This window comes from Pseudescherichia sp. (assembly GCF_032052675.1).
Taxonomy (GTDB): Bacteria; Pseudomonadota; Gammaproteobacteria; order Enterobacterales; family Enterobacteriaceae; genus Pseudescherichia.
The window spans coordinates 99910-123609 of the sequence record NZ_DAMBWA010000007.1; the positions used below are offsets into that span (position 1 = coordinate 99910).

The window sequence follows — 23700 nt, forward strand, 5'->3', positions numbered from 1 at the left end:
AAACAACAACTATTTTACAATTTGCCGGGCCGGCAGGCTGCTTTATCGCCTCTATAGATGATATACTGCCGCCCAGCTAATTCAAAAATAGTTGAGAAATACAACATTCCCTTGAATTGAAATGCTCCCTTCGTTATTCGCAACTGGAACACGCACGCTATGAGTAAACCCATTGTGATGGAACGCGGTGTTAAATACCGCGATGCCGATAAAATGGCCCTTATCCCGGTTAAAAACGTGGTAACAGAGCGTGAAGCCCTGTTAAGAAAACCGGAGTGGATGAAGATCAAACTGCCGGCAGACTCCTCCCGCATCCAGGGTATTAAAGCGGCCATGCGCAAAAACGGCCTGCATTCCGTCTGTGAAGAGGCGTCCTGCCCTAACCTGGCGGAGTGTTTCAATCACGGTACGGCGACCTTCATGATCCTGGGTGCCATCTGTACCCGCCGCTGCCCGTTCTGCGACGTTGCCCACGGCCGCCCGGTCGCCCCTGATGCCAATGAGCCGCTGAAGCTGGCGCAAACTATTGCCGACATGGCGCTGCGCTATGTGGTGATCACCTCCGTTGACCGCGACGATCTGCGTGACGGCGGCGCTCAGCACTTTGCCGACTGCATCACCGCTATCCGCGAGAAGAGCCCGAGCATCCGCATTGAGACCCTGGTTCCTGACTTCCGTGGTCGTATGGATCGCGCGCTGGATATCCTCTCCGCTACGCCGCCGGACGTCTTTAACCACAACCTCGAGAACGTTCCACGTATCTACCGCAAGGTGCGTCCAGGTGCGGACTACAACTGGTCCCTGAAGCTGCTGGAGCGTTTTAAAGAGGCGCATCCGGATATCCCGACCAAATCGGGCCTGATGGTTGGCCTGGGCGAGACCAACGAAGAGATCGTTGAGGTGATGCGTGACCTGCGCCGCCACGGCGTAACCATGCTGACGCTCGGCCAGTATCTGCAGCCAAGCCGTCACCACCTGCCGGTACAGCGTTACGTCAGTCCAGAAGAGTTTGACGAGATGAAAGCCGAAGCGCTGGCGATGGGCTTCACCCACGCGGCCTGTGGCCCGTTTGTTCGCTCCTCTTACCATGCCGACCTGCAGGCAAAAGGGATCGAAGTAAAATAGTTCTGCAATAACTACTTACACTATTGCCATAAAAAAACCGGCCTGTGCGCCGGTTTTTTTTATCGCAAGCCATCCGGCATTGCCATTACTCTTTGTGAGAGAGCTTCTCTGCCGGGATGTCACCGTCGACGCTCTTTTTCGCGCTGGTGTCATCGTCATTCATCGCTTTCTTAAAGCCTTTAATGGCTGCGCCAAGATCACCGCCGAGGGTACGCAACTTCTTCGTCCCAAACAGCAAAACAACCAGTGCGGCAACTACCAGCAGCTTAGTAATACTAATCTCACCCATAAATACCTTCTTTACTGAAAACAGGCTGCGAAATGCGCCGTTGAAACCTGACTCTATTAACGGACATTCGGCGCGCGCACACAATAGCAATCTGTAACAAGGTGAATCAAGTGTTGTTTAAAAAAACATCACAATAATTGTGGAGGCGCAAAGCGACGGTGGCGCAGTATCGGCAGCTTCTCTCGCGTCTCCTGCACCCGCGCAGCGCTCACTTCGGCATAGATCAGCTGCGGCTCCTGGGCCGCTGCTGCGACGGTCACGCCTTGCGGATCGACTATCCGGCTCTGGCCAATGTTTTTATTACCGCACTCGCCAGCGGCCACCAGATAGCAGGTGGTGTCCAGCGCCCGCGCCGCCAGCAGCGTCGCCCAGTGATGCTCTTTTAGCGGCCCGCGCACCCACGCAGCGGGTAGCACCAGCAGATCGGCCCCCTGCAGGGCCAGACTCAGCGCCAGCTCAGGAAAGCGCAGATCGTAACAGGTCATCAGCCCAATCTTCATGCCTGCCACCTCAATCAGCGGAGGGATGACGCTGCCCGCATCTACCCGGCTCGACTCGAGAATGCTGAAAGCATCGTAGAGATGCAGCTTGGCGTAGCGGGCAACGATCTGCCCTGCCCGCAGTACGACCAGGGTATTGACCGCCCTGCCCTGAGTGGAGGGCACGTGAATGGTCAACACCGTGGTCATCGCGTTCTTCCGGCTCTCTGCCCGCAGCTGCGTCAGAAAGCCGCCGTCCAACGGCTGTGCCGAGGCTACCGACAGACCCGGATCGCTGTCGCTACGGGCCAGCAGCGCCTCGGGTAATACCAGCAGCGCAGCTCCCTGCTTTGCCGCCTGCGCCATCAGGGCGACACAGATCCGGGCATTGCTCTCCCACTCCGCCGTCACGACAAACTGTCCCGCTGCCACAATCATCTTCTCGCCCCTCTGTCCGTTGCGTTAAACTTAGCGACCTGATACATCAAATAGCAGGAATTGACGGTGATACAACTGTTTTTTGCGGTTTTTATCGGCGGCGGGACCGGCAGCGTGCTGCGCTGGTTTCTCGGTATGAAGCTCAATCCGTTACATCATGCGATCCCTATCGGCACGCTAACGGCTAACCTGGCCGGGGCGTTTATTATCGGGATGGGGCTGGCGTGGTTTAACCGGATGACGCATATCGATCCGCTCTGGAAGCTGCTTATCACTACCGGCTTTTGCGGCGGCCTGACAACCTTCTCAACGTTTTCCGCTGAGGTCGTATTTCTCCTGCAGGACGGGCGTACGGGCTGGGCATTGCTGAACGTCGCGGTGAACCTGCTGGGTTCGTTTGCCATGACGGCGCTGGCCTTCTGGATCGTCTCTGCCACACACGCGCAGTGATGGCAAATACGTCGGGTGGCGCTGCGCTTACCCGACCTACGAAACTATCCGACCCACTGAATGCAGGCGAAAAAAAACCCGCTTCTCAGCGGGTTTTAGAGTTCTGTCTTATCGCTAACTTAGATAGGCATTACGTTAGCAGCAGAAGGGCCTTTGGCACCGTTAGTGATTTCAAACTCTACGCGCTGACCTTCAGCCAGAGTTTTGAAACCATTGCTCTGGATTGCAGAGAAGTGTACGAACACGTCTTTGCTGCCATCTTCCGGAGTAATGAAACCGAATCCTTTGGACTCATTAAACCACTTAACGTTACCTTTAATCTTAGACATCAAAATTACCTTTACATGAAAAACGACACAAATGCTGTGTCGGGTATCAGTACAACAATTGTCATGACTTTTGTCCAGTCGATATTCGTTAAAAAGTGATAAATGTCGCTATCTTTTTTTATCCAGCTGCAATATTTGCTCTTTTTTCACCGGGGAAGTGCGATGGATTAAAAAATAGAGCGCCGGGATGACAAACATCGATAGCAGGGGTGCAGTGAGCATGCCGCCTATCATCGGCGCGGCAATTCGCCGCATCACCTCTGCACCGGTGCCGTCCCCCCACATGATGGGCAGCAGCCCCGCCATGATGGTGGCCACGGTCATCACCTTGGGTCGTACACGCAGCACCGCTCCCTCGTGGATCGCCTGCATCAATAGCGGATTCCTGGCGTTCCCTGCATAGACGCCGTGTCGAACCAGCGCCTGGTTGAGGTAAAGCACCATAATGACGCCAAATTCGGCGGCCACCCCCGCGAGGGCAATAAACCCCACCGCGCCGGCTACCGACAGGTTATATCCCAGTAGCCAGAGCAGCCAGACGCCGCCAATCAGCGCAAAGGGCAGCGTGCCCATAATCAGTAGCGCATCGGTTACCCGCTTAAAGGTGAGATAGAGCAGCACAAAAATAATCGCCAGCGTCACCGGCAGGACCATTTTTAACGTCGCCGTTGCTCGCTCAAGGTACTCAAACTGTCCGGACCAGGAGAGGGTTACCCCCTGCGGCAGCGTGACCTGCTCCGTTACCCGCTGCTGCATCTCGGCCACGGCGGACTTAAGATCCCGCCCGCGCAGATCGACATAGATCCAGTTCGACAGGCGAGCATTTTCGCTCTTCAGCATCGGCGGCCCCTCGCTGACCACGATCTCCGCCAGTTCGCCCAGCGCCACCTGGCTACCGTTTTCGGTCACCACCGGCAGGGCGCGCAGCTTGCTCACGTTGTCGCGCAGATCGCGCGGGTAGCGAATATTGATTGGGTAGCGCTCGCGCCCGGCCAGCACCTCGCCGACGTTCTCCCCGCCCACCAGCGTCGAGATCAGCGACTGTAGCGCCTTCACCGACACGCCATAGCGCGCCGCCTGCTGGCGGTTGATGTTGATATTGATATAGCGCCCGCCCGCCAGCCGCTCCGCCAGCGCGGAGGTCACGCCGGGCACGTTTTTTACCACCTGCTCAATCTGCTGCGCCACGCTCTCGATATCGGCAATTGAATTACCGTTCACCTTAATTCCCACCGGGCTTTTAATGCCGGTCGCCAGCATATCCAGCCGGTTGCGGATCGGCGGCACCCAGACGTTGGCAATCCCCGGCACGCTGACGGTCCTGTCCAGCTCCTCCACCAGCTTTGCTGGCGTCATGCCCGCCCGCCACTGGTCGCGCGGCTTAAAGCGAATCGTGGTTTCGATCATGGTGAGCGGTGCGGGATCGGTAGCCGTCTCCGCCCTCCCCGCTTTACCCATCACGCTCGCCACCTCCGGCACGCTTTTGATCAGCCGATCGGTCTGCTGAAGCAGCCTCGCCGCCTCGCGGGCCGAGATGCCCGGCAGCGTGGAGGGCATATAGAGCAGATCGCCCTCGTCCATCGGCGGCATAAATTCGCTGCCGAGACGGCTGAGCGGCCAGAGCGTCGCCAGCAGCAGCAACAGGGCCAGCGCCAGCGTGGTTTTCGGCCACGCCAGCACCTTGTCCAGCAGCGGTGCGTAGGCTCGCGTTAGCCAGCGGTTGAGCGGGTTGGCCTGCTCGTCAGGGATACGCCCGCGAATAAACAGCCCCATCAGTACCGGCACCAGCGTGATCCCCAGCCCTGCCGCCACCGCCATCGACCAGGTTTTGGTGAAGGCGAGCGGGGAGAACATCCGCCCCTCCTGCGCCTCTAGCGAAAATACCGGAATAAACGACAGGGTGATGATCAGCAGGCTACAGAAGAGCGCCGGACCCACCTCCACCGCCGCCTGCTCGGCGATCCGCCAGTACTCTCCCCCCGCGGGCTGACGCCCTGGATGCTCGTGTCGCCACTGCTCCAGCACCTTGTGCATGTTTTCGATCATCACAATGGCGGCATCGACCATTGCGCCGATGGCGATGGCGATGCCGCCCAGGGACATGATGTTGGCGTTGATCCCCTGGTAGTGCATGATAATAAACGCCCCAAGGATGCCCAGCGGCAGCGAGACGATAGCCACCAGCGCCGATCGAAAATGGAACAGAAACAGGGTGCAGATCAGCGCAACGACAATAAACTCCTCGAGCAGCTTATGGCTAAGGGTCTCTACGGCGTGCTCAATCAGCGTCGAGCGGTCATAGACTGGCACAATCTCCACTCCCGCTGGCAGATTACGCTGAAGATCGCGCAGCTTTTTCTTCACCGCATCCAGGGTCTCCAGCGCATTCTTACCGTAGCGCATAACGATAATGCCTCCGGCCACCTCGCCTTCGCCGTTATACTCCGCCACGCCCCGGCGGATCTCCGGCCCGTTGCGAATGCTGGCAACGTCCCCCAGCAGCACCGGCAAGCCGCCGCGGCTGTCGATAACGATCTGGCGAAACGCAGACAGGCTTGTAAGATAGCCAGTGGTGCGCACCATATACTCGGCTTCGCCCATCTCCAGCAGCGCACCGCCGCTCTCCTGGTTCGCCGCCTGGACCGCATCAATCAGCTGCTGGTGGGTGATATTCAGCGCCCGCATCCGCGCCGGATCGGGGATGATTTGGTACTGACGCACCATGCCGCCGACGCTGGCGACCTCTGCCACGTTGGGGACGGTTTTCAGCTCAAACTTCAGCGTCCAGTCCTGCAATGCGCGCAGATCGGCAAGGCTGTGTTTACCGCTGCGATCGACCAGAGCATATTCGTAGATCCAACCGACGCCGGTCGCATCCGGCCCCAGCCCGACGTTAACCCCGGCAGGCAGCTGCCCCTGGATCTGGCTCAAATACTCCAGCACCCGCGAGCGGGCCCAGTAGAGATCCGTCCCGTCCTCAAAGAGGATGTAGACATAGGCATCGCCGAACATGGAGAAGCCGCGCACCGTTTTCGCCCCCGGTACCGAGAGCATGGTGGTGGTCAGCGGATAGGTGACCTGATCCTCAATAATCTGCGGCGCTTTGCCAGGGTAGCTGGCGCGTACGATCACCTGCACGTCGGAGAGATCGGGCAGCGCATCCAGCGGCGCGCGCTGAATCGACCATAGCCCCCAGACCGCAATGACCGCGGCAGCAAGCAGGATCAGCAGGCGGTTGCGCAGCGAGGCGCGAATGACGGCGGCGATCATGGCATCACCTCCCCGCCGTGCATGGCGTGGTTATGGTCATGCTGGTGCTCCATCGCCGGAGCGGCAACCGGCGGTGCGTCCGCCGTGGGCTGCGGCAGGGCACTGCGCAGGCTGGCTTCGGAATCAATCAGGAACTGACCTGAGGTCACCACGCTGTCGCCTGTCTTCACGCCGGTAAGGATTTGCGTCCAGCCCCCGGAGGTGATGCCGGTCGTTACGTTGACCGCCTGGAAGTGGCCGTCGCCGGTGGCCAGCAGCAGCCGGGACTGGGTGCCGGTATCAATCACCGCCTCCTCCGGTACCGCCAGCACCGGCGGACGGGCGGCGCGCTCTGCCAGCGCTACCGTCAAAAACATGCCCGGCTTCAGCTTCTGCTGCGGGTTATCCAGCACGATGCGCGCCTTCAGGGTGCGGGTGGTGGTCTCCAGCTGCGGCAGCAGCTCGCTCACCCGGCCACGAAACGCCTCACCGGGCAGGCTGTCGGCGGTGGCGATAATCTCGCTGCCCACGCTCAGGGTCTGCATCTCTGCTGGCGCGTAATCTACCACCAGCCAGACGGGGTCAAGGCTCGCCAGCTCAAACAGGGGCTGCGTCGCCTCTACCCTCGCCCCCTCCCGCGCATCAAGCTTCACCACGTAGCCGTCGCGCGTCGCGCGTAGGGTCAGCCGCGTCTGGGGTTTGCCGCTGCGCTCCAGCTCACGCACGATCGCGTCGGGCATAAACTGCAGGGCAAGGCGCGCCCGGGCGGCCTGGGTCAGGGTAGCATCCCCCAGCTGGCGCACGGCCAGATACTCCTGCTGCGCTGCCGTCCACGCGGGGATCCACAGGCGAGCCAGCGGATCGCCCGCCTTCACCCACTGCTGTGGTGCCCGTACGGTGAGGGACTCAACGACGCCCGAGGCGGGTGCAGGCACGATCTGAATACTGCGCTCGTCGGTGGTCACCGTGGCATACGCGGAAAACGCCGGAGCCATAACACGCATCTGCGCCCTGGCGGTGGTCATGCCGAGGTTTTGCTGCTGCCGGGCGCTTACCGCAACGCCCGCCGCCTCCGGCGCGTCATCGGCATAGCGGGGCTGCAGATCCATATCCATAAAGGGCGATTTACCCGGCTTGTCGAATCGCTGGTCAGGCACCATCGGATCGTACCAGTAGAGCACCTTACGCGCGGGCTGCTCCGCTGCTGCGGGTGCCTGCTGGCGTTGACCGGCAAGATAGCCCGCTCCGGCGGCCAGCATGGCGATGAGCACAAACAGAATCATTAACTTTTTCATTGCGCCAGCTCCTCGGGGATCAGCCAGTGAATAGCGGCCCACGTCCGGGCCATCTCTTTTTCCGCCTGGGTGGCGGCCAGCTCGCTATCCAGCAGGCTACGCCGAGCCTCCAGCAGCGCCGTAAGATCGGACTGTCCGGCGCGGTACTGTGCCGCCAGCAGGATCAGGCGCTGCCTGAGCAGGGGTAATACCTCGTGCCGCTGACGCGACCAGCGGATCTGCGCCGCCCGGTAGTCAGCCACCAGGGTGCGGATCTGAGCCGTGTGCTGGCGTTCGGTCAACGCCAGACGATCGTTGGCCTGCATCGTGCGGGAGAGATCGGCGGCGTGATCTTTGTCCTGCCGATGCGACTGGAATAGCGGCAGGTCGACGGTAAACATCACGCCAGCGAGATCGTCATTGCCTTCGGAGCGATGTCCGTAATAGACCTCCACCTCGACGTCCGGGATCGCCGCAATGGCGGATTCTGCGGAGCGGGCCTTCGCGGTATTGGCCTCCCGCGTGGCGGCCAGCACCTCTGGATGCAGGGTAATGCTCTCCTCCAGGGTGCGCTCCTCTGCCGGAAGCCGCTGGTAGGCAGGCAGCTTCCCGGCAGCGACGGTGATCGTCTGTCCAGTAAGCTCGAACAGGCGGGTCTGCGCGATCTGCACATCGCGTTCGGCAAGGGTAACGTTATCGCGCATGGCGCTTTCGGTAATGCGCAGCGCCAGCACGCTCTCCGGGGCGGCGCTGCCTGCCCCCACGCTGGCTTTTTGCACGCTCTGCTGGCGGCGTGTCTCAGCCAGCAGCTGCCGGGCCACCTCAAGGCTGCGGGATGAAAGGGCCAGATCCAGCCACGCCTGGGCGGTATCCCGCTGCAGCGCGGCGCGGATCGCCTGGGCCTTTGCGTTGACGCTTTGCGACTCCGTCAGCAGGGTTTGCGCTTTCCGCTCGCGCTTATCCGCGCTGACGTACTGCTGCATGACGCCGACGCGCTGCATGGTCATCCCTTCCCGGGTAAAGCGGCGATCGTTACTGCCCTGCACCGGCAGGTTTTCAAGACCAAACTTCAGCTTTGGATCGGGCAGCTCGCGGGCCGATTCCGCCATAGCGTTGAGCGCCTGCGCCTCGTTATGGCTGGCGGAAAGTTCGGCAGAGTAACGCTCGGCGGCGACAAGGGTTTGCGGGAGGGTATACGGCTCCGCCTGCGCGGCAGAGACGAACAGAATGAACAGCACGCCAGAGGGCGCACTGGAGAAAAAAGAGAACATAGTAGAACCTCTGTTAATCGTAAATTAATTAAATTCAACGGATTAACAGGTATCTACTCCCTAAACCGGCAAAAACGGATCGTTGCCGGCGGCCCTGCTGCGGGTGGGGTGAGCGACCATTCGGTAGGAGGGGTATCAACACAGGCGGGCAAACTGACGGCAAGGGTGATATCCACCGGCAATGCCGCCAGCGATCCGTGCCCGGACTCCTTCTGCATCGCATCCGGCACGCAGTGCTTATCGCACAGAGGAGCCTGAAGCGCCTGGGGCGTTGGGGCCTCCGGCGTCTGCATATGTCCCACATGCTGGAGCATGGCACTTTCACCCTGCATATCCAGGGTGCAGTCGTGGGAAGCAATCGCCACCTGGCTCTGGAACAGCAGCCAGCCGAACGCCATCAACAGCATCAGAAGATGCCGTTTGAGAAAGCGTAGCCGCCGAAGCCAGGATGCGTGCATAAAAACCACATAAAGAGAGTGAGATTGGCGAGTATACGCAGCGATCGTTTAATCCTGAAAGATTTATTTGATAGCTTTATTGCGCAGAGTGCAGAATTTTTACCTGGGTAACTAATTCGCCAGATAATCCGCGCTACTTCGCTATTTATTGATTTTTGTCAGCTACCGGTTCGCTTCTGTTCGGCACATTGCATGCCTTAATGATGAGAGGGAACCATGTTGACCTTTATTGAACTCCTGATGGGCGTGGTCGTGATCGTTGGCGTTGCGCGCTACATCATCAAAGGCTATTCAGCCACCGGCGTGCTCTTTGTTGGCGGTCTGGTACTGCTGATCGCCAGCGCGCTGATGGGCCACAAAATTCTGCCGTCGAGCGCCACCAGCACCGGCTACAGTGCCACTGATATTGTCGAATACATCAAGATCCTGCTGATGAGCCGCGGCGGCGATCTCGGCATGATGATCATGATGCTCTGCGGCTTTGCCGCCTATATGACCCATATCGGCGCAAACGATATGGTGGTTAAGCTCGCCTCCCGGCCGCTGCGCTATATCAATTCGCCCTATATCCTGATGATCGCCGCCTACTTCGTAGCCTGCCTGATGTCGCTGGCGGTCTCCTCGGCCACCGGGCTGGGCGTACTGCTCATGGCCACTCTCTTTCCGGTGATGGTCAACGTCGGCATCAGCCGCGGCGCGGCGGCAGCCATCTGCGCCTCACCGGCAGCGATTATCCTCTCCCCAACCTCCGGGGACGTCGTGCTGGCAGCCAAGGCTGCAGAGATGCCGCTGATCGACTTCGCCTTTAAAACCACGCTGCCCATCTCTATCGCCGCGATTATCGCGATGGCGATTGCCCACTTCTTCTGGCAGCGCTGGCTGGACAAAAAAGAGAATATCTCCCATGAGATGCTGGATGTGAACGATATCACCACCAGCGCGCCGTCGTTCTACGCCATCCTGCCCTTCACCCCTATCGTCGGCGTGCTGATCTTCGACGGCAAATGGGGGCCAGAGCTGCACATCATTACTATTCTGGTGATCTGCATGCTGCTGTCGGCGGTGCTGGAGTTTATGCGCGGCTTCAATACCCAGCGGGTCTTCTCCGGCCTGGAGGTGGCGTATCGTGGTATGGCGGACGCTTTTGCTGGAGTAGTGATCCTGCTGGTTGCCGCCGGGGTCTTTGCCCAGGGGCTGAGCACCATCGGTTTTATTCAAAGTCTGATCTCCATCGCCACCTCCTTCGGTTCGGCCAGCATCATTTTAATGCTGGTGCTGGTGACGCTCACCATGCTGGCGGCGATGACCACCGGTTCGGGCAATGCGCCCTTTTACGCCTTCGTGGAGATGATCCCGAAGCTGGCCAGCGAGGCAGGCATTAACCCGGCCTACCTGTCGATCCCCATGCTGCAGGCCTCTAACCTCGGGCGAACCCTCTCCCCGGTCTCCGGCGTAGTGGTTGCCGTGGCCGGGATGGCAAAAATATCGCCCTTCGAGGTGGTAAAACGTACCTCGGTGCCGGTTCTGGTGGGGTTAATCGTGGTCATTGTCGCTACGGAAATACTCGTTCCCGGTACGGCCCTACGCTAAGCACCACACGAAAAAGCGCCTGTTCGGCGCTTTTTTTATGCTTTAATAACTTTCTGGAACTATTTAAATATATTCATCAGGAATTGAAATGTTCAGAAAGGAGTTCGTACCTCTGCTCGCCGCCGCAGCGGCCATGCTCTGGAGTGCCGCCGCCCCCGCCGCCCCGCTGAGCGCCACCCAGTACGGTGATTTCGATCGCTATGTGCTGGCGCTCTCATGGCAGACCGGGTTCTGCCAGAGCCAGCACGATCGCCGCCAGCGCGAGCCGGACGAGTGTCGCCTGCAGAAAGAGAGCGATAACAAAGACGATTTTCTGACCGTTCACGGCCTGTGGCCCGGCCTGCCTAAATCTATCGCCGCACGCGGGGTCGACGATCGCCGCTGGATGCGCTACGGCTGTGCCACCCGTCCCATCCCCAATATGCCGGAGGCCCGCGTCGGGCAGAAGTGCGCCAGCGCCGAGACCGGCCTGTCGCTAGAGAGTGCGGCAAAGCTTAACAGCGTAATGCCGGGAGCCGGGGCAAACTCCTGCCTTGAGCGCTATGAGTATGCCAAGCACGGCGTCTGCTTTGGTTTCGATCCGGATGCTTACTTTGGTGTGATGGTGCGTATGGCCAGCGAGATCAAACAGAGCGCGCTGGGTAAGTTTATTGCTGCCAACTACGGGGAGCGGGTCAGCCGCAGCGATTTTGACGCCGCTTTCGCCCGGACATATGGCGTTGATAGCGTGAAGGCTGTAAAGCTGACCTGCAACGGTAACCCGGCCTATCTGACTGAAGTGCAGATTACCCTCAAGGCGAGCGCGATAAACGCGCCGCTCTCGGCCACCTCATTTATTGCCCAGCCGCATCCCGGCAACTGTGGTAAACAGTTTGTTCTGGATGAAGTGGGATATTAACGAGAACCCGCCTACCCTCTGGGAATTATCAGAGGACAGGCAGGATAGAAGCGGCGTTAGGCTGGCGGAAGGTTAATATTGCCGTTGCTCAGCGCCGTTACGCTGGCTCTGGCCGCTTCCGGGCTTTGCGCGCCGGGCACCAGAATGATTTTGCGGCAGTCATCCTGACGCTTATCAAACATCTCATAGCCACGGGCCGCATCTTCAAGCGGCAGATAGTGGGTCACAATCTCCTCCGGCTTCAGTAGACCCTGCTCAACCAGTGGCAGCAGCTCCGGCAGCCAGGCGTGAACGTGGGTCTGGCCCATACGGAATGAGATACCTTTATCGAAGGCGTCACCAAACAGGAAGCCGTGAATAAAGCCTGCATAGACCCCCGGGACGCTGACAATCCCACCCCGGCGCACGGCGGCGATTGCCTGACGCAGCACCTTACCGCTGCTGCCCTCCAGCTTGAGGTTAGTCAGCACCGTTTCGGTGGTGCTACCTTTGGCCTCGAAGCCAACGGCATCAATCACCGCATCTACGCCGCGATTGCCTGGGGTATTTTCAATGATAACCTCGGCCGGATCGTCATGCTTATCAAAGTTAATCGGGATAACCCCATAACGCTCTTCAGCAAAGCGCAGACGGTAGTCATTGTGGTCGACCATAAAGATCTGCTCGGCTCCCAGCAGTCGGGCGCAGGCGGCGCTAAGCAGGCCTACCGGACCCGCCCCGTAGATGGCGATCCGTGAACCTTTTTTGACCTCGCCGTTTTTTACCGCCTGCCAGGCAGTCGGCAGGATATCGGAGAGGAACAGCACCTTATCATCAGGGAGCAGCTGCGGCACCTTGAAGGGGTTAACGTCACCCTTGGGTACGCGGACATACTCCGCCTGGCCCCCGGGCACACCGCCGTAGAGGTGGCTATAGCCAAACAGCGCGGCCGGCGGTGGGATCTGTTTTTTATTCAGCGATGCGCCTCGGCCAGCGTTAGTGGTTTCACAGGCGGAGTATTGATGCTGTTGGCAGAAGAAACAGCTGCCGCAGGCAATCACGAAGGGGATCACCACCCGCTCGCCTTTCTGGATATTTTTTACGTCGCGCCCGACTTCAACCACTTCACCCATAAACTCATGGCCGAAAATATCCCCGTGCTCTGTTTTAGGGATTTTACCGTGGTAGAGGTGCAGGTCGGAGCCGCAGATGGCGGTCGCGGTGATGCGCAGAATAATATCGTCCTGCTGTTCAATAATCGGATCCGGCACGCTCTCGACGCGAACGTTATGGGGACCATGATACGTCAATGCTTTCATTCAGACCTCCGCTACTCCCCTGAGATCGGGAGAGTGAAAATTGGGCTTGCACGGATCAAGGTTAGTCAGTCCAGACGCCAATCTGGGCGGCGGGGTGAATCGACGGCGGTTTTGAGAGTAATCTTAGCGAGAAAAAGGCATGATAAAAAAAGAGGCTACCCGAAGGTAGCCTCGCTGCTCACAGTGCAGGTGTCTTACTTGCTTATTATACGCTGGTACGGATCAGGTGGTCGAAGGCGCTCAGAGAGGCTTTCGCACCTTCGCCGGTGGCGATGATGATCTGTTTGTACGGTACGGTAGTACAGTCGCCCGCTGCGAACACGCCTTTCACGCTGGTTTCGCACTTGGCATCGATGATGATCTCACCCATGCGGTTACGTTCAACCGCGCCTTCCAGCCAGTTGGTATTCGGCAGCAGACCGATCTGCACGAAGATACCTGCCAGTTCGAGGTGATGCACATCGCCGCTCACCCGGGCGCGGTACTCAAGGCCGGTCAGTTTGGTGCCGTCGCCTTTCACTTCGGTAGTCTGGGCGTTAAGAATGATATCGACGTTTTTCAGGCTGCGCACTTTATCCTGCAGTACCTTGTCGGCTTTCATCTCTGGCGCAAACTCGAGCAGGGTAACGTGTTCAACGATACCGGCCAGGTCGATAGCCGCTTCAACGCCGGAGTTACCGCCGCCGATGACCGCAACACGTTTACCTTTGAACAGCGGGCCGTCACAGTGCGGGCAGTAGGTTACGCCGCGGGTACGGTACTGCTCTTCACCCGGCACGCCCATGTTGCGCCATTTCGCACCGGTGGCAATGATCACGCTGCGTGCTTTCAACACTGCGCCAGACGCGGTTTCGATCTGGTGCAGGCCGCCCTCTTCTGCCGCCGGGGTCAGTCGGGTTGCGCTCTGCGTGTCGATAACGTCAACATCATAATCATCAACGTGGGCTTTCAGCGCGCCAGCCAGCTTCTGGCCTTCGGTTTTCGGCACGGAGATGTAGTTTTCGATATCCACGGTGTCGAGCACCTGGCCACCGAAACGCTCGCCCATCAGGCCGGTACGGATCCCTTTACGCGCCGAGTAGACTGCCGCCGCGGCACCCGCAGGACCGGAACCGACGATCAGCACATCGTAAGCGTCACGTTTGTTCAGCTCTTCCGCCGCGCGTTTTTCAGCGCCGGTATCTACTTTAGAGACGATCTCGGTCAGGGTCATACGGCCTGAACCAAACTCAACGCCGTTCAGAAAGACCGCAGGAACGCCCATGACGTTGCGATCGGTGATTTCGTTCTGGAACACGCCGCCGTCAATCGCCGTATGCTTGATGCGTGGGTTGAGCACGGACATCAGGTTCAGCGCCTGGACCACGTCCGGGCAGTTGTGGCACGAGAGCGAGTAGTAGGTTTCAAACTCAAAATCCCCTTCCAGTGCGGCGATCTGCTCAAGCATCTCTTTTGCTTCTTTTGAAGGGTGACCACCGGTCCACAGCAGCGCCAGGACCAGAGAGGTAAATTCGTGGCCCAGCGGAGAGCCGGCAAAGCGCGGACCTTGGTTGGAGCCTGGATTGGTAATCAGGAACGACGGTTTACGCACCGGCAGCTGGTTGTCTTCTTTAAAGGAGACTTTATCAGACAGCTCGGCAATTTCAGCCAGCAGTTCGCGGATCTCTGCTGATTTAGCGCTATCGTCCAGCGTGGCAATCAGCTCAACAGGTTTGGTCAGACGCTCAAGATAAGCCTTAAGCTGGGTTTTCATTGTAGTATCAAGCATTAGGGTCACCTCTGAGTTAAAAACATCATCATGCAAGCTGCCTCAATGGGGCTGCCTGGATGCAACTTGAATCATGTTGTTAGAGAAAAACGGGTGCATAGCGCACCCGTGATAGATAGGCCCGTGCAAGCGCAGCGCCGCCGGGCTTTTCAGGCTTAGATTTTACCAACCAGATCTAAGGATGGAGCCAGGGTCGCTTCACCCTCTTTCCATTTAGCCGGGCACACTTCGCCTGGGTGAGCAGCAACGTACTGCGCCGCTTTGATTTTACGCAGCAGGTCAGATGCGTCACGGCCAATGCCTTCTGCAGTCACTTCGATCGCCTGGATGATACCCTGCGGGTCAACGATGAAGGTACCGCGGTCAGCCAGACCTTCGTCTTCGCGCATGTTTTCGAAGTTACGGGTCAGCGCGCCAGTCGGGTCGCCGATCATCGCATATTTGATTTTTGCGATGGTGTCAGAGCTGCTGTGCCACGCTTTGTGGGTGAAATGGGTGTCGGTGGAGACGGAGTACACGTCCACGCCCAGTTTCTGCAACTCATCGTAGTGATCGGCTACGTCGCCCAGCTCGGTCGGGCAAACGAAGGTGAAGTCAGCCGGATAGAAAAAGAAGACGCTCCAGCGGCCTTCGGTATCTTTCTCGGTCACTTCGATGAATTCACCGTTTTTGAACGCCTGGTTTTTAAAAGGTTTGATCTTGGTATTGATTAAGGACATCTATACTTCCTCCGTGGTTTCGATGAGATGTAAGGTACCGAATTTTGATGGCAACGGCTAATGCGTTTGCTTTATCAAATCAATCAGCGATATCTAACAACGTAAAAGCCGTAACGGCGTCGGGGATTACATCACTCCCCCGATCAAAGGGCAATGCACCGCTGTAAGGTGTGGCCTATGACTGTGATAGGTTCGACCGTTTTAAGCATTCTGTGTGCCGCGTCGTTTAATGCAGGTTAATTTATGATATATTTCTCCCCGCTTGCAAGGCTATTTCTGCGCAGCAATATGCAGCAATATATTGAGATAAAAAATGACTAACCTATACGATTTAAAAAAATTCGATCTTAATCTGCTGCTTATTTTCGAGTGTATTTACCAGCATCAGAGCATCAGTAAAGCGGCTAAAGCGCTATTTATTACCCCCTCTGCGGTTAGCCAGTCTTTACAGCGTCTGCGCGCGCATCTTGACGATCCGCTCTTCATTCGCAGCGGAAAAGGGGTTGCGCCTACCACCGTGGCGATTAATCTGCATATGCATCTGGAGGTGAATCTTAGCCAGCTCGAACAGACCATTAATATGATGAACAGAAACGAGCTGAGTAAAAAGTTTGTTCTCTATACGCCGCAGCTGCTGATGAGTGAAGGGAGCACGGCGCTGGTGAATGCGCTACGCAGGCAGGCCAGCTATGCTATTGAGCATCATGATATTTTCATCACCCCGCAGTCCGCCGAAGAGTTGCTGACCTACCGCAAAGCCGATCTCATCATCTCGCTTTTTCCTATCGTTAACCCAGCGATTATCTGTGAAAAACTCTCTTGCGAGCCGTTAGTGCTGGTATGCAGTGAAAATCACCCGCGTCTTAAAGGAAAAATAACCCTTAACGATGCGCTGGGTGAGGGTTTTACCTTCTATAGCACACCAGAAAAAGGCGCGCTGGCATTACAGGAAGAGATCGAAGCCGTATTGCCGAAGCGTAATATCGTTTTCAGCAGCGACTCATATATGTCAATTATTAATATTATTAGCCAGTCTGAGCTTATTGGGCTGATGCCGCTGTCGACTTTTAACCACTATAAAAAGATAATGAATTTAAAAATAGTCGATCTCGGCATCACCCTGCCTACCTTCGATATATTTATGCTTTACAATCGCGCATCGCTAAACGGTAGCGCCTTCGCCAGCTTAATTGAGACAATAAAGCTGGCGGATCGGTAGTACAGCGCAGCAATCAGAGCTTGCAGAGTCGCTCGGCAGCAGCCCGCAGCGTCGCTTCCTGCTTGGCAAAGCAGAGGCGTATCAGCTTGTGCGGGAAAGGCTCGGCGCAAAATACCGACAGCGGAATGGCCGCCACGCCCACCTCTTTGGTTAACCACTGGCAGAAACTGACATCATCCAGATCGGAGATGGCGCTGTAGTCCACCAGCAGGAAGTAGGTCCCTTCGCAAGGCAGGATCTCCAGCCGACTCTGACTCAGAGCATCAATCAGCAGATCGCGTTTGGCCTGGTAAAAAGCAGGCAGCTGTTGATAGTGCTCCGGCTCCGCCCGCAGCATATCCGCCAGCGCCAGCTGGGCTGGGGTATTGACCGCAAAGGTCAGGTACTGGTGCACCTTACGCAGCTCGGCGCTGATGGCCGTCGGGGCGACGCAGTAACCCACCTTCCAGCCGGTCATATGGTAGGTTTTCCCGAAGGATGAAACCGCTACCGCCCGCTGGCGTAGCTCAGGATGGGCGAGCACGCTGGCATGGCCCTCGGGAACAAAACAGATGTGCTCGTAGACCTCATCGCTCAGCACATAGATTTCACGCTCAGCAATGGCCTGCCACAGTGCAGCAAAGTCCTCGCGCTGCCACACTGTGGCCGACGGGTTATGCGGCGTATTGAGGATCACCAGCCGGGTCTTATCGCTCAGCAGCGCGGCAAAGGCCTGCCAGTCAACGCGAAAGTGCGGCGGCTGCAGTGCAATACGCTTTACTACCCCGCCCGCCAGCTCAACCGCAGGAGCATAGCTGTCGTAGCTTGGATCGAAGCAGATCACCTCATCGCCGCTGCGTACCAGCGCGGTAATGGCGGCATAGAGCGCCTCGGTGGCCCCGGCGGTGATGGTGATCTCGCTGTTAGCATCAGGCTGGTGACCATACAGGGCCGCGGTTTTATCAGCAATGGCCTCCCGCAGCGCCTGCACGCCGGTCATCGGTGCATACTGGTTTGCACCCTGGGCCACGTGATACGCCAGCCGCTCCTGCAGATAGCGCGGACCATCATAGTCAGGAAAACCCTGCGACAGATTAATCGCCTGGTGTGCCTGCGCCAGTGCGCTCATCTGGGTAAATATCGTGGTACCAAGGTTGGGCAGTTTACTCTTCGGAATCAGTGTGTTATTGCTCATGAATGCGTGCCTGCATGTAATACTGATGTTGCTGCCACTATAACACGATGTTAGTATTTGGCAATCAAGACGCTTAGACGTCTAAACAATAATGTTATTCCTCTGCTCACACGACTCAGGAGCGCTATGACATATCCTCTGCAACTCCCGGCGCTGGTTGAAGCCTGCCACTGGCTGGGCGCTAAAGGCTGGGCCCCGGCCACCGGCGGCAACATGTCGGTGCGGGAAAATGCTGACTGGTGCTGGCTAAGCGAATCCGGTAAAGATAAGGGCAGCCTGACGGTGGAGGACTTTTTACAGGTAGAGATCGCCACCGATCGCGCCCCCTCCGGACGGAAACCCTCTGCCGAGACCGGCCTGCATACCCTGATCTATCGTCTCTATCCGGAAGCTAACGCCGTACTGCATGTACATACGGTCAATGCCACGGTGCTGTCACGCGTTGAGAAATTGGCGACGCTCACGCTTGTGGGATACGAGATGCAGAAATCCCTCAGCGGGCAGACCAGCCACCTCGACAGGGTCTCTATTCCCCTGTTTGATAACGATCAGGATATTCCCGCCCTTGCCCGGCGCATTGAGGATTATGCCCGCCAAAGGCCGTTACGCTACGGCTTCCTGCTGCGCGGCCACGGTCTGACCTGCTGGGGACGCAGCGTGGCGGAAGCCCGCCGCCACCTTGAGGGGCTGGAGTTTTTATTTGAATGTGAAATGCAGCGTCGACTGCTGGAGAGATGATGATACGCGCCATCGTTACCGATATTGAGGGCACCACCAGCGATATCCGCTTCGTGCATAACGTGCTGTTTCCCTACGCCCGCGAGCGGCTGGAGGCGTTCGTCACCGCCCAGCAGTATGCCGAGCCGGTGAAATCCATTCTCGATAATCTGCGGGATGAGATCGCCCGGCCGGATGCCACCACCGCTGAGCTGGTTGAGACACTGTTCCGCTTTATGGATGAAGACCGTAAGTCGACGGCGCTGAAGGCATTGCAGGGGATTATCTGGCACGACGGCTACGTCAACGGCGACTTTACCGGCCATCTCTATCCCGACGTGCTGCCTGCGCTGGAGAAGTGGAAGGCACAAGGGATTGATCTCTATGTTTATTCCTCTGGCTCGGTGGCGGCGCAAAAACTGTTATTTGGCTACAGCGATGAAGGTGATATTACTCATCTGTTTAGCGGCTACTTTGATACCCGCATAGGTGCCAAGCGTGAAGCCAGCGCCTACAGCACTATCGCCGAGCAGCTGGCGCTGCCGCCGGTGTCGATCCTCTTCCTGTCGGATATTCATCAGGAGCTGGACGCCGCCGCAGAGGCCGGTTTGCGCACCGTGCAGCTGATTCGTGGCGATGATGATGCCGCCAGCCAGCATCACCAGGTGCACAGTTTTAACGACATCAACCCGGAGCAGATCCCCTCATGAGCGCATTAACTGTCTATTCCGCCAATGATTCCCGCCAGCCTACGTGGCACAGCACCGACGCGGGTGAGATCCAGCAGCAGCTTAACGCCAAAGGCGTGCGCTTTGAGCGCTGGCAGGCCGACCGCGATCTCGGCGCCGATCCTGCGCCAGAGGCGGTGATCGACGCCTATCAACACGCGATCGATCGGCTGGTTGCCGAGAAAGGCTATCAGAGCTGGGATGTGATCAGCCTGCGCGCCGATAACCCTAACAAGCAGGCGCTGCGGGAGAAGTTTCTCAGTGAGCACACCCACGGCGAAGACGAAGTGCGTTTTTTTGTCGAGGGCGCGGGCCTGTTCTGCCTGCACATTGGCGATGAAGTCTATCAGGTGCTGTGCGAGAAAAACGATCTGATTTCGGTGCCGGCCGGGACGCCACACTGGTTTGATATGGGCTCCGAGCCGAACTTTACCGCCATCCGGATTTTTGATAACCCGGAGGGATGGGTTGCGCAGTTTACCGGCGACGCCATCGCCGACGGTTATCCGCGCCTGGCGTAAATTTTACCGTGACACGCTCCCCGGTGGCGCTTCGCTTACCGGGGCTACGATTCCCTATACTTTAAAAACGCCCGCCGCCACTTCATCCGGCGTGACGACGCCGGTATCCAGCACCCAGCCGCTAATCAACGCCGCGGGGGTAACGTCAAACGCCGGGTTATAGACCAGCGTCGAGTCGGGTGCCCACTGCACCGCTCCGAAGCTGCCCGCCACGCCGGTCACCTCGCTGGCCGCGCGCTGCTCAATAGGGATCGCCTCCCCGTTCGGGCAGAGCGGATCCAGCGTGGTCTGCGGGGCTGCAACATAAAACGGAATGCCATGATAGCGGGCCAGCACCGCCAGCGAGTAGGTACCGATCTTATTCGCTACGTCGCCGTTGGCGGCAATCCGATCCGCGCCAACCCACACCGCATCCACCTCTCCCTGCGCCATCAGGCTGGCCGCCATCGAGTCGGTGATCAACTGGCAAGGAATGCCCAGCTCCGCCAGCTCCCAGGCCGTCAGACGCCCCCCCTGCAACAGCGGGCGCGTCTCCCCTACCCAGACGTTGACCACCTTGCCGTCGGTAAAGGCCTGGGAGATCACCCCCAGCGCCGTCCCTACGCCTGCGGTCGCCAGCCCGCCGGTGTTGCAGTGCGTCAGCAGGCGGCTGCCGGGCGATACCAGCGCGCTGCCTGCCGCTGCGATGCGCGCGCAGAGCTGCTTATCTTCCGCAATCAGCCGCTCGGCTTCGGCCACCAGCGCCGGGACAAAATCCGCCTCCGCCAGGGCCAGCTTCATGCGGTCGAGGTTGTTCATTAGGTTCACCGCCGTTGGACGGGCTGCGCGCAGCGTCTCCAGCGCCTGGGCTAGCGCCGGTTTGCTCGCGCCCCGCTCGGCCAGCAGGGCCAGCAGCAGGCTGGCGGAGAGGCCAATCAGCGGCGCACCGCGCACCCGTAGAGCGTGAATATGGCCCACCAGCGTCTCCACCCTATCGGCAAGCAGCCAGCGTTTCTCCTGCGGCAGCGCCTGCTGATCGAGAATAAAGAGCTGATTATCGGTGACGCGCAGACTGGTGGTCTGGAGTGGCTGCATAGCGTTAAATCCCTGTTGCGTTGATGTATCGTATTGTGTCAGGATGAATTACAGATGTATAGACGTCTGAATGGCTTTATAAACAGAAAATTGAGGATACTGGCAATGTCGCAATACCGAACTTTCAACGCCGCCGACGCGGTGGCCTACGCCCAGCAATTTGCTGGTCTGGAGCAGGCATCCGAGCTGGTTAGCGCGCATGAAGTCGGTGACGGCAACCTGAATCTGGTGTTTAAAATTTTCGACGCCGAGGGTGTAAGCCGGATCGTCGTTAAGCAGGCCCTGCCCTATGTGCGCTGCGTGGGCGAATCCTGGCCGCTGACCCTCGACCGCGCCCGGCTGGAGGCCCAGACCCTGCTGGAGCACTATCGGCACTGCCCGGCCCATACGGTGAAGATCCACCACTTCGATCCTGACCTGTCGGTGATGGTGATGGAGGATCTCTCCGATCACCGTATCTGGCGCGGGGAGCTGATCAAGGGCGCATACTATCCGCAGGCCGCTCGCCAGCTGGCAGCCTACCTGGCCCAGACCCTGTTCCACACCAGCGATTTCTATCTTACCCCGGCGCAGAAAAAGGCCCAGGTAGCGCAGTTTATCAATCCGGAGATGTGCGGCATCACCGAAGATCTCTTCTTTGACGACCCGTACCGCGTTCACGAGCGCAACAGCTACCCGACGGCAATTGAGGCTGACGTAGTTGCCCTGCGCGACGATACCGCCCTGCTGCTGGCGGTCGCCGCCCTCAAACAGCGCTTCCTCTCCCATGCCGAAGCACTGCTGCACGGCGACATCCACAGCGGCTCGATTTTTGTTGCCGAGGGCAGCCTGAAGGCGATTGACGCCGAGTTTGGCTACGTGGGGCCGATTGGCTTTGACGTCGGCACCGCTATCGGCAACCTGCTGCTTAACTACTGCGGCCTGCCGGGGCATCTGGGTATCCGCGATGCCGCTGCCGCCCGCGAGCAGCGCCTGAGCGATATTCACGAGCTGTGGAGTACCTTTGCGGAGACCTTCCTCGCGCTGGCCGCAGAGAAGACCCGCGACGTAGCGCTGGCCCATCCGGGCTATGCCGCTCAGTTCCTGCAGAAGGTGTGGCACGATGCGATAGGCTTCTGCGGTACAGAGCTGATCCGCCGCAGCGTCGGCCTCTCCCACGTGGCGGATATCGATACCATCGCCGATGAGGAGATGCGTCACGAATGCCTGCGCCACGCTATCCATTTAGGCAAGGCGCTGATCGTTATTGCCGATCGCATCCACAACGTTGATGAGCTGATCGCCCGCGTTCGGCAGTACAGTTAACAGTTGACGTTACGGGTTTTGTAGGCCGGGTAAGGCGAAGCCGCCACCCGGCGATTTATCATGCCAAATACTCAATCACCGACAATCCACCGTTATAGTCGGTGCTGTAGATAATCCCCTGCGCATCGACAAACACGTCGCAGGACTGGATCACCTGCGGACGCCCCGGGCGGGTATCCATCATCTTCGCCGGAGCGGCGGGCACCAGCGCGCCGGTCTCTACCGGGCGGTACGGGTTAGAGATATCGTAGGCCCGCACCCCAGCGTTCTGGTAGGTGGCAAAGATCAGCGTCGAGCTGATAAAGCTCCCCGGCCGGTTCTCGTGCAGGTTATGCGGCCCAAAGTGCGCCCCTTTCGCAACGTAGTCGATCTCATCCGGCTGCGGGAAGGTAGAGATGCTTACCGGATTAGCCGGGTCGCGAATATCAAACAGCCAGATCAGCTTCTCGCCATCCTGCTGGTTATCCAGCACCGCCTCGTCCAGCACCACCAGCAGATCCCGGTCCGGCAGCGGCAGCGCGGTATGGGTTCCACCGCCAAACGGCGGGCTCCAGTTGCGGTGGCTGATGAGCTTCGGCGCGCTGCGATCCTTAACATCCAGCAGCGTCAGGCCGCCGTCGCGCCAGCTGCCGTAGGCGGTGTCCCCGGCGATAATGGCGTGGTGCAGAGCGTAACGCTTGCCCTCCGGCCACGTTGGGATCTCCCCCGCCGCCTGGTTCATCCCCGGCAGCCACCAGCGCCCCGCCACCTCCGGCTTACGCGGATCGGCAAGGTCGACGGTGAGGAAGATGTAATCGCTGAAGCCGTCGATTAAAGCGGAAACGTAGGCCCAGCGGCCGCCCACGTACCAGATGCGGTGAATGCCGATGCCGTCCAGCCCCAGAAAGCCAATCTCTTTCGGCTGGTCCGGCATGGAGATATCAAACACCCGCAGCCCGGCACTCCAGCCCTTGTCCTGCACGTCGCTCACCGTCTCCCCCACCGAGCGGGTATAGTAGACCTTCTCGTCGGCGAAACGGGCGTCAGCGAAGAGATCCCGGGCGTTGATCACCAGCAGCAGATCGTCATGGGCCTGCAAGTGGACGTTCCAGGTTCCCGGCGGCGCGGGAACGTAGCCAGCGGGGCGTGGGTTTTTCGGGTCGCGCACGTCGACAATCGAGAAGCCCTGGGAGACCATATGGCCGATATAGGCGAAGCCACGATGCACCATCAGCTGCACGCCGTCGGGCCGCCCGCTCTGATCCGAGTGACCAATCAGCCGCATATTGCGGCTGTAGTCAGGACGCGGAAGTTGCATTGTCATAGCGGTTCCTTCGCCGGATGGCGG

General features: G+C 58.7%; 22 protein-coding genes. 9 read left to right on the forward strand and 13 right to left on the reverse strand.

What is annotated here, in order from left to right:
* The first annotated feature begins 159 nt into the window (after positions 1 to 159).
* Positions 160 to 1125: a lipoyl synthase gene (lipA, locus tag RTX96_RS11400; RefSeq protein WP_103819876.1), complete on the forward strand. Its 966-nt coding sequence runs from the start codon at positions 160 to 162 to the stop codon at positions 1123 to 1125.
* 85 nt (positions 1126 to 1210) lie between these two features.
* Here the strand turns inward: lipA and tatE are convergent, their stop codons facing one another.
* The gene (gene tatE, locus RTX96_RS11405) at positions 1211 to 1414 is read right to left on the reverse strand and encodes a twin-arginine translocase subunit TatE (protein WP_103819877.1); all 204 of its coding nucleotides are present in this window, start codon (positions 1412 to 1414) and stop codon (positions 1211 to 1213) included.
* A 128-nt stretch (positions 1415 to 1542) separates the two neighbouring features.
* Entirely contained in the window at positions 1543 to 2331 is a 789-nt protein-coding gene (locus RTX96_RS11410) for a deaminated glutathione amidase (RefSeq protein WP_312671001.1), read from the reverse strand.
* Between the two features lie 66 nt (positions 2332 to 2397).
* Between RTX96_RS11410 and crcB the strand changes: the two genes are divergently transcribed.
* A complete protein-coding gene (crcB, locus tag RTX96_RS11415; RefSeq protein ID WP_103819879.1) occupies positions 2398 to 2781 on the forward strand; it encodes a fluoride efflux transporter CrcB in 384 nt (127 codons plus the stop codon).
* Positions 2782 to 2900: 119 nt separating this feature from the next.
* Here crcB and cspE read toward each other — a convergent pair whose 3' ends face one another.
* The 5 genes from cspE to RTX96_RS11440 all read right to left on the reverse strand — a co-directional run bounded on the left by cspE (position 2901) and on the right by RTX96_RS11440 (position 9311).
* The gene (cspE, locus tag RTX96_RS11420) at positions 2901 to 3110 is read right to left on the reverse strand and encodes a transcription antiterminator/RNA stability regulator CspE (RefSeq protein WP_004100146.1); all 210 of its coding nucleotides are present in this window, start codon (positions 3108 to 3110) and stop codon (positions 2901 to 2903) included.
* Between the two features lie 108 nt (positions 3111 to 3218).
* A complete protein-coding gene (locus tag RTX96_RS11425) occupies positions 3219 to 6380 on the reverse strand; it encodes an efflux RND transporter permease subunit (RefSeq protein WP_312671004.1) in 3162 nt (1053 codons plus the stop codon).
* Positions 6377 to 7654 (reverse strand): efflux RND transporter periplasmic adaptor subunit, encoded by a 1278-nt coding sequence (locus RTX96_RS11430; RefSeq protein ID WP_312268866.1) that lies wholly within the window; start codon positions 7652 to 7654, stop codon positions 6377 to 6379. The genes RTX96_RS11425 and RTX96_RS11430 overlap by 4 nt, the downstream gene beginning before the upstream one ends.
* Positions 7651 to 8904 carry a TolC family protein gene (locus tag RTX96_RS11435; RefSeq protein WP_312671005.1) on the reverse strand — a complete coding sequence of 418 codons (1254 nt, stop codon included), beginning with the start codon at positions 8902 to 8904 and terminating at the stop codon, positions 7651 to 7653. The genes RTX96_RS11430 and RTX96_RS11435 overlap by 4 nt, the downstream gene beginning before the upstream one ends.
* Before the next feature lie 53 nt (positions 8905 to 8957).
* Complete coding sequence (locus RTX96_RS11440; RefSeq protein WP_312671007.1) at positions 8958 to 9311, reverse strand: DUF2946 domain-containing protein; 354 nt, start codon at positions 9309 to 9311, stop codon at positions 8958 to 8960.
* 267 nt (positions 9312 to 9578) lie between these two features.
* On the opposite strand from RTX96_RS11440, the gene dcuC reads away from it, so the two are divergent.
* Together dcuC and rna are read left to right on the forward strand one after the other, a co-directional pair.
* A complete protein-coding gene (gene dcuC, locus RTX96_RS11445) occupies positions 9579 to 10952 on the forward strand; it encodes an anaerobic C4-dicarboxylate transporter DcuC (protein WP_312671009.1) in 1374 nt (457 codons plus the stop codon).
* A gap of 88 nt (positions 10953 to 11040) precedes the next feature.
* Positions 11041 to 11850: a ribonuclease I gene (gene rna, locus RTX96_RS11450; protein WP_103819885.1), complete on the forward strand. Its 810-nt coding sequence runs from the start codon at positions 11041 to 11043 to the stop codon at positions 11848 to 11850.
* 56 nt (positions 11851 to 11906) lie between these two features.
* Here rna and RTX96_RS11455 read toward each other — a convergent pair whose 3' ends face one another.
* From RTX96_RS11455 to ahpC, 3 genes are all read right to left on the reverse strand, one after another.
* Positions 11907 to 13148, reverse strand: coding sequence for a zinc-dependent alcohol dehydrogenase (locus RTX96_RS11455; protein ID WP_103819886.1), 1242 nt, complete (start codon positions 13146 to 13148; stop codon positions 11907 to 11909).
* A gap of 205 nt (positions 13149 to 13353) precedes the next feature.
* A complete protein-coding gene (ahpF, locus tag RTX96_RS11460) occupies positions 13354 to 14916 on the reverse strand; it encodes an alkyl hydroperoxide reductase subunit F (RefSeq protein ID WP_312268860.1) in 1563 nt (520 codons plus the stop codon).
* Positions 14917 to 15071: 155 nt separating this feature from the next.
* The gene (ahpC, locus tag RTX96_RS11465; RefSeq protein WP_103819888.1) at positions 15072 to 15635 is read right to left on the reverse strand and encodes an alkyl hydroperoxide reductase subunit C; all 564 of its coding nucleotides are present in this window, start codon (positions 15633 to 15635) and stop codon (positions 15072 to 15074) included.
* A 313-nt stretch (positions 15636 to 15948) separates the two neighbouring features.
* Between ahpC and citR the strand changes: the two genes are divergently transcribed.
* Positions 15949 to 16854 carry a DNA-binding transcriptional repressor CitR gene (citR, locus tag RTX96_RS11470; protein WP_312671013.1) on the forward strand — a complete coding sequence of 302 codons (906 nt, stop codon included), beginning with the start codon at positions 15949 to 15951 and terminating at the stop codon, positions 16852 to 16854.
* 13 nt (positions 16855 to 16867) lie between these two features.
* Here citR and RTX96_RS11475 read toward each other — a convergent pair whose 3' ends face one another.
* Positions 16868 to 18028: a pyridoxal phosphate-dependent aminotransferase gene (locus RTX96_RS11475; RefSeq protein WP_312671015.1), complete on the reverse strand. Its 1161-nt coding sequence runs from the start codon at positions 18026 to 18028 to the stop codon at positions 16868 to 16870.
* Positions 18029 to 18154: 126 nt separating this feature from the next.
* Between RTX96_RS11475 and RTX96_RS11480 the strand changes: the two genes are divergently transcribed.
* From RTX96_RS11480 to RTX96_RS11490, 3 genes are read left to right on the forward strand one after another with little or no spacing between them, the layout of a single operon-like run.
* Positions 18155 to 18766: a methylthioribulose 1-phosphate dehydratase gene (locus RTX96_RS11480; RefSeq protein ID WP_103819891.1), complete on the forward strand. Its 612-nt coding sequence runs from the start codon at positions 18155 to 18157 to the stop codon at positions 18764 to 18766.
* A complete protein-coding gene (mtnC, locus tag RTX96_RS11485; protein WP_103819892.1) occupies positions 18766 to 19455 on the forward strand; it encodes an acireductone synthase in 690 nt (229 codons plus the stop codon). Before RTX96_RS11480 ends, mtnC begins: the two co-directional genes overlap by 1 nt.
* Positions 19452 to 19994, forward strand: a complete 543-nt coding sequence (locus RTX96_RS11490; RefSeq protein WP_312671017.1) for an acireductone dioxygenase — start codon at positions 19452 to 19454, stop codon at positions 19992 to 19994. The genes mtnC and RTX96_RS11490 overlap by 4 nt, the downstream gene beginning before the upstream one ends.
* A gap of 54 nt (positions 19995 to 20048) precedes the next feature.
* Here the strand turns inward: RTX96_RS11490 and mtnA are convergent, their stop codons facing one another.
* Positions 20049 to 21068, reverse strand: a complete 1020-nt coding sequence (gene mtnA, locus RTX96_RS11495; RefSeq protein ID WP_312671019.1) for an S-methyl-5-thioribose-1-phosphate isomerase — start codon at positions 21066 to 21068, stop codon at positions 20049 to 20051.
* Between the two features lie 105 nt (positions 21069 to 21173).
* Between mtnA and mtnK the strand changes: the two genes are divergently transcribed.
* Entirely contained in the window at positions 21174 to 22373 is a 1200-nt protein-coding gene (gene mtnK / locus RTX96_RS11500; protein ID WP_312671020.1) for an S-methyl-5-thioribose kinase, read from the forward strand.
* Between the two features lie 58 nt (positions 22374 to 22431).
* On the opposite strand, the gene RTX96_RS11505 is transcribed toward mtnK, so the two are convergent.
* Positions 22432 to 23676: an LVIVD repeat-containing protein gene (locus RTX96_RS11505; protein ID WP_312671021.1), complete on the reverse strand. Its 1245-nt coding sequence runs from the start codon at positions 23674 to 23676 to the stop codon at positions 22432 to 22434.
* Positions 23677 to 23700 lie beyond the last annotated feature (24 nt).

Excerpts from the sequence above, each read along its gene's own strand:
- lipA (WP_103819876.1), top strand. The coding sequence starts at position 160 with ATGAGTAAACCCATTGTGATGGAACGCGGTGTTAAATACCGCGATGCC.
- tatE (WP_103819877.1), bottom strand. The coding sequence starts at position 1,414 with ATGGGTGAGATTAGTATTACTAAGCTGCTGGTAGTTGCCGCACTGGTT.
- RTX96_RS11410 (WP_312671001.1), bottom strand. The coding sequence starts at position 2,331 with ATGATTGTGGCAGCGGGACAGTTTGTCGTGACGGCGGAGTGGGAGAGC.
- cspE (WP_004100146.1), bottom strand. The coding sequence starts at position 3,110 with ATGTCTAAGATTAAAGGTAACGTTAAGTGGTTTAATGAGTCCAAAGGA.
- RTX96_RS11425 (WP_312671004.1), bottom strand. The coding sequence starts at position 6,380 with ATGATCGCCGCCGTCATTCGCGCCTCGCTGCGCAACCGCCTGCTGATC.
- RTX96_RS11430 (WP_312268866.1), bottom strand. The coding sequence starts at position 7,654 with ATGAAAAAGTTAATGATTCTGTTTGTGCTCATCGCCATGCTGGCCGCC.
- RTX96_RS11435 (WP_312671005.1), bottom strand. The coding sequence starts at position 8,904 with ATGTTCTCTTTTTTCTCCAGTGCGCCCTCTGGCGTGCTGTTCATTCTG.
- RTX96_RS11440 (WP_312671007.1), bottom strand. The coding sequence starts at position 9,311 with ATGCTGTTGATGGCGTTCGGCTGGCTGCTGTTCCAGAGCCAGGTGGCG.
- dcuC (WP_312671009.1), top strand. The coding sequence starts at position 9,579 with ATGTTGACCTTTATTGAACTCCTGATGGGCGTGGTCGTGATCGTTGGC.
- rna (WP_103819885.1), top strand. The coding sequence starts at position 11,041 with ATGTTCAGAAAGGAGTTCGTACCTCTGCTCGCCGCCGCAGCGGCCATG.
- RTX96_RS11455 (WP_103819886.1), bottom strand. The coding sequence starts at position 13,148 with ATGAAAGCATTGACGTATCATGGTCCCCATAACGTTCGCGTCGAGAGC.
- ahpF (WP_312268860.1), bottom strand. The coding sequence starts at position 14,916 with ATGCTTGATACTACAATGAAAACCCAGCTTAAGGCTTATCTTGAGCGT.
- ahpC (WP_103819888.1), bottom strand. The coding sequence starts at position 15,635 with ATGTCCTTAATCAATACCAAGATCAAACCTTTTAAAAACCAGGCGTTC.
- citR (WP_312671013.1), top strand. The coding sequence starts at position 15,949 with ATGACTAACCTATACGATTTAAAAAAATTCGATCTTAATCTGCTGCTT.
- RTX96_RS11475 (WP_312671015.1), bottom strand. The coding sequence starts at position 18,028 with ATGAGCAATAACACACTGATTCCGAAGAGTAAACTGCCCAACCTTGGT.
- RTX96_RS11480 (WP_103819891.1), top strand. The coding sequence starts at position 18,155 with ATGACATATCCTCTGCAACTCCCGGCGCTGGTTGAAGCCTGCCACTGG.
- mtnC (WP_103819892.1), top strand. The coding sequence starts at position 18,766 with ATGATACGCGCCATCGTTACCGATATTGAGGGCACCACCAGCGATATC.
- RTX96_RS11490 (WP_312671017.1), top strand. The coding sequence starts at position 19,452 with ATGAGCGCATTAACTGTCTATTCCGCCAATGATTCCCGCCAGCCTACG.
- mtnA (WP_312671019.1), bottom strand. The coding sequence starts at position 21,068 with ATGCAGCCACTCCAGACCACCAGTCTGCGCGTCACCGATAATCAGCTC.
- mtnK (WP_312671020.1), top strand. The coding sequence starts at position 21,174 with ATGTCGCAATACCGAACTTTCAACGCCGCCGACGCGGTGGCCTACGCC.
- RTX96_RS11505 (WP_312671021.1), bottom strand. The coding sequence starts at position 23,676 with ATGACAATGCAACTTCCGCGTCCTGACTACAGCCGCAATATGCGGCTG.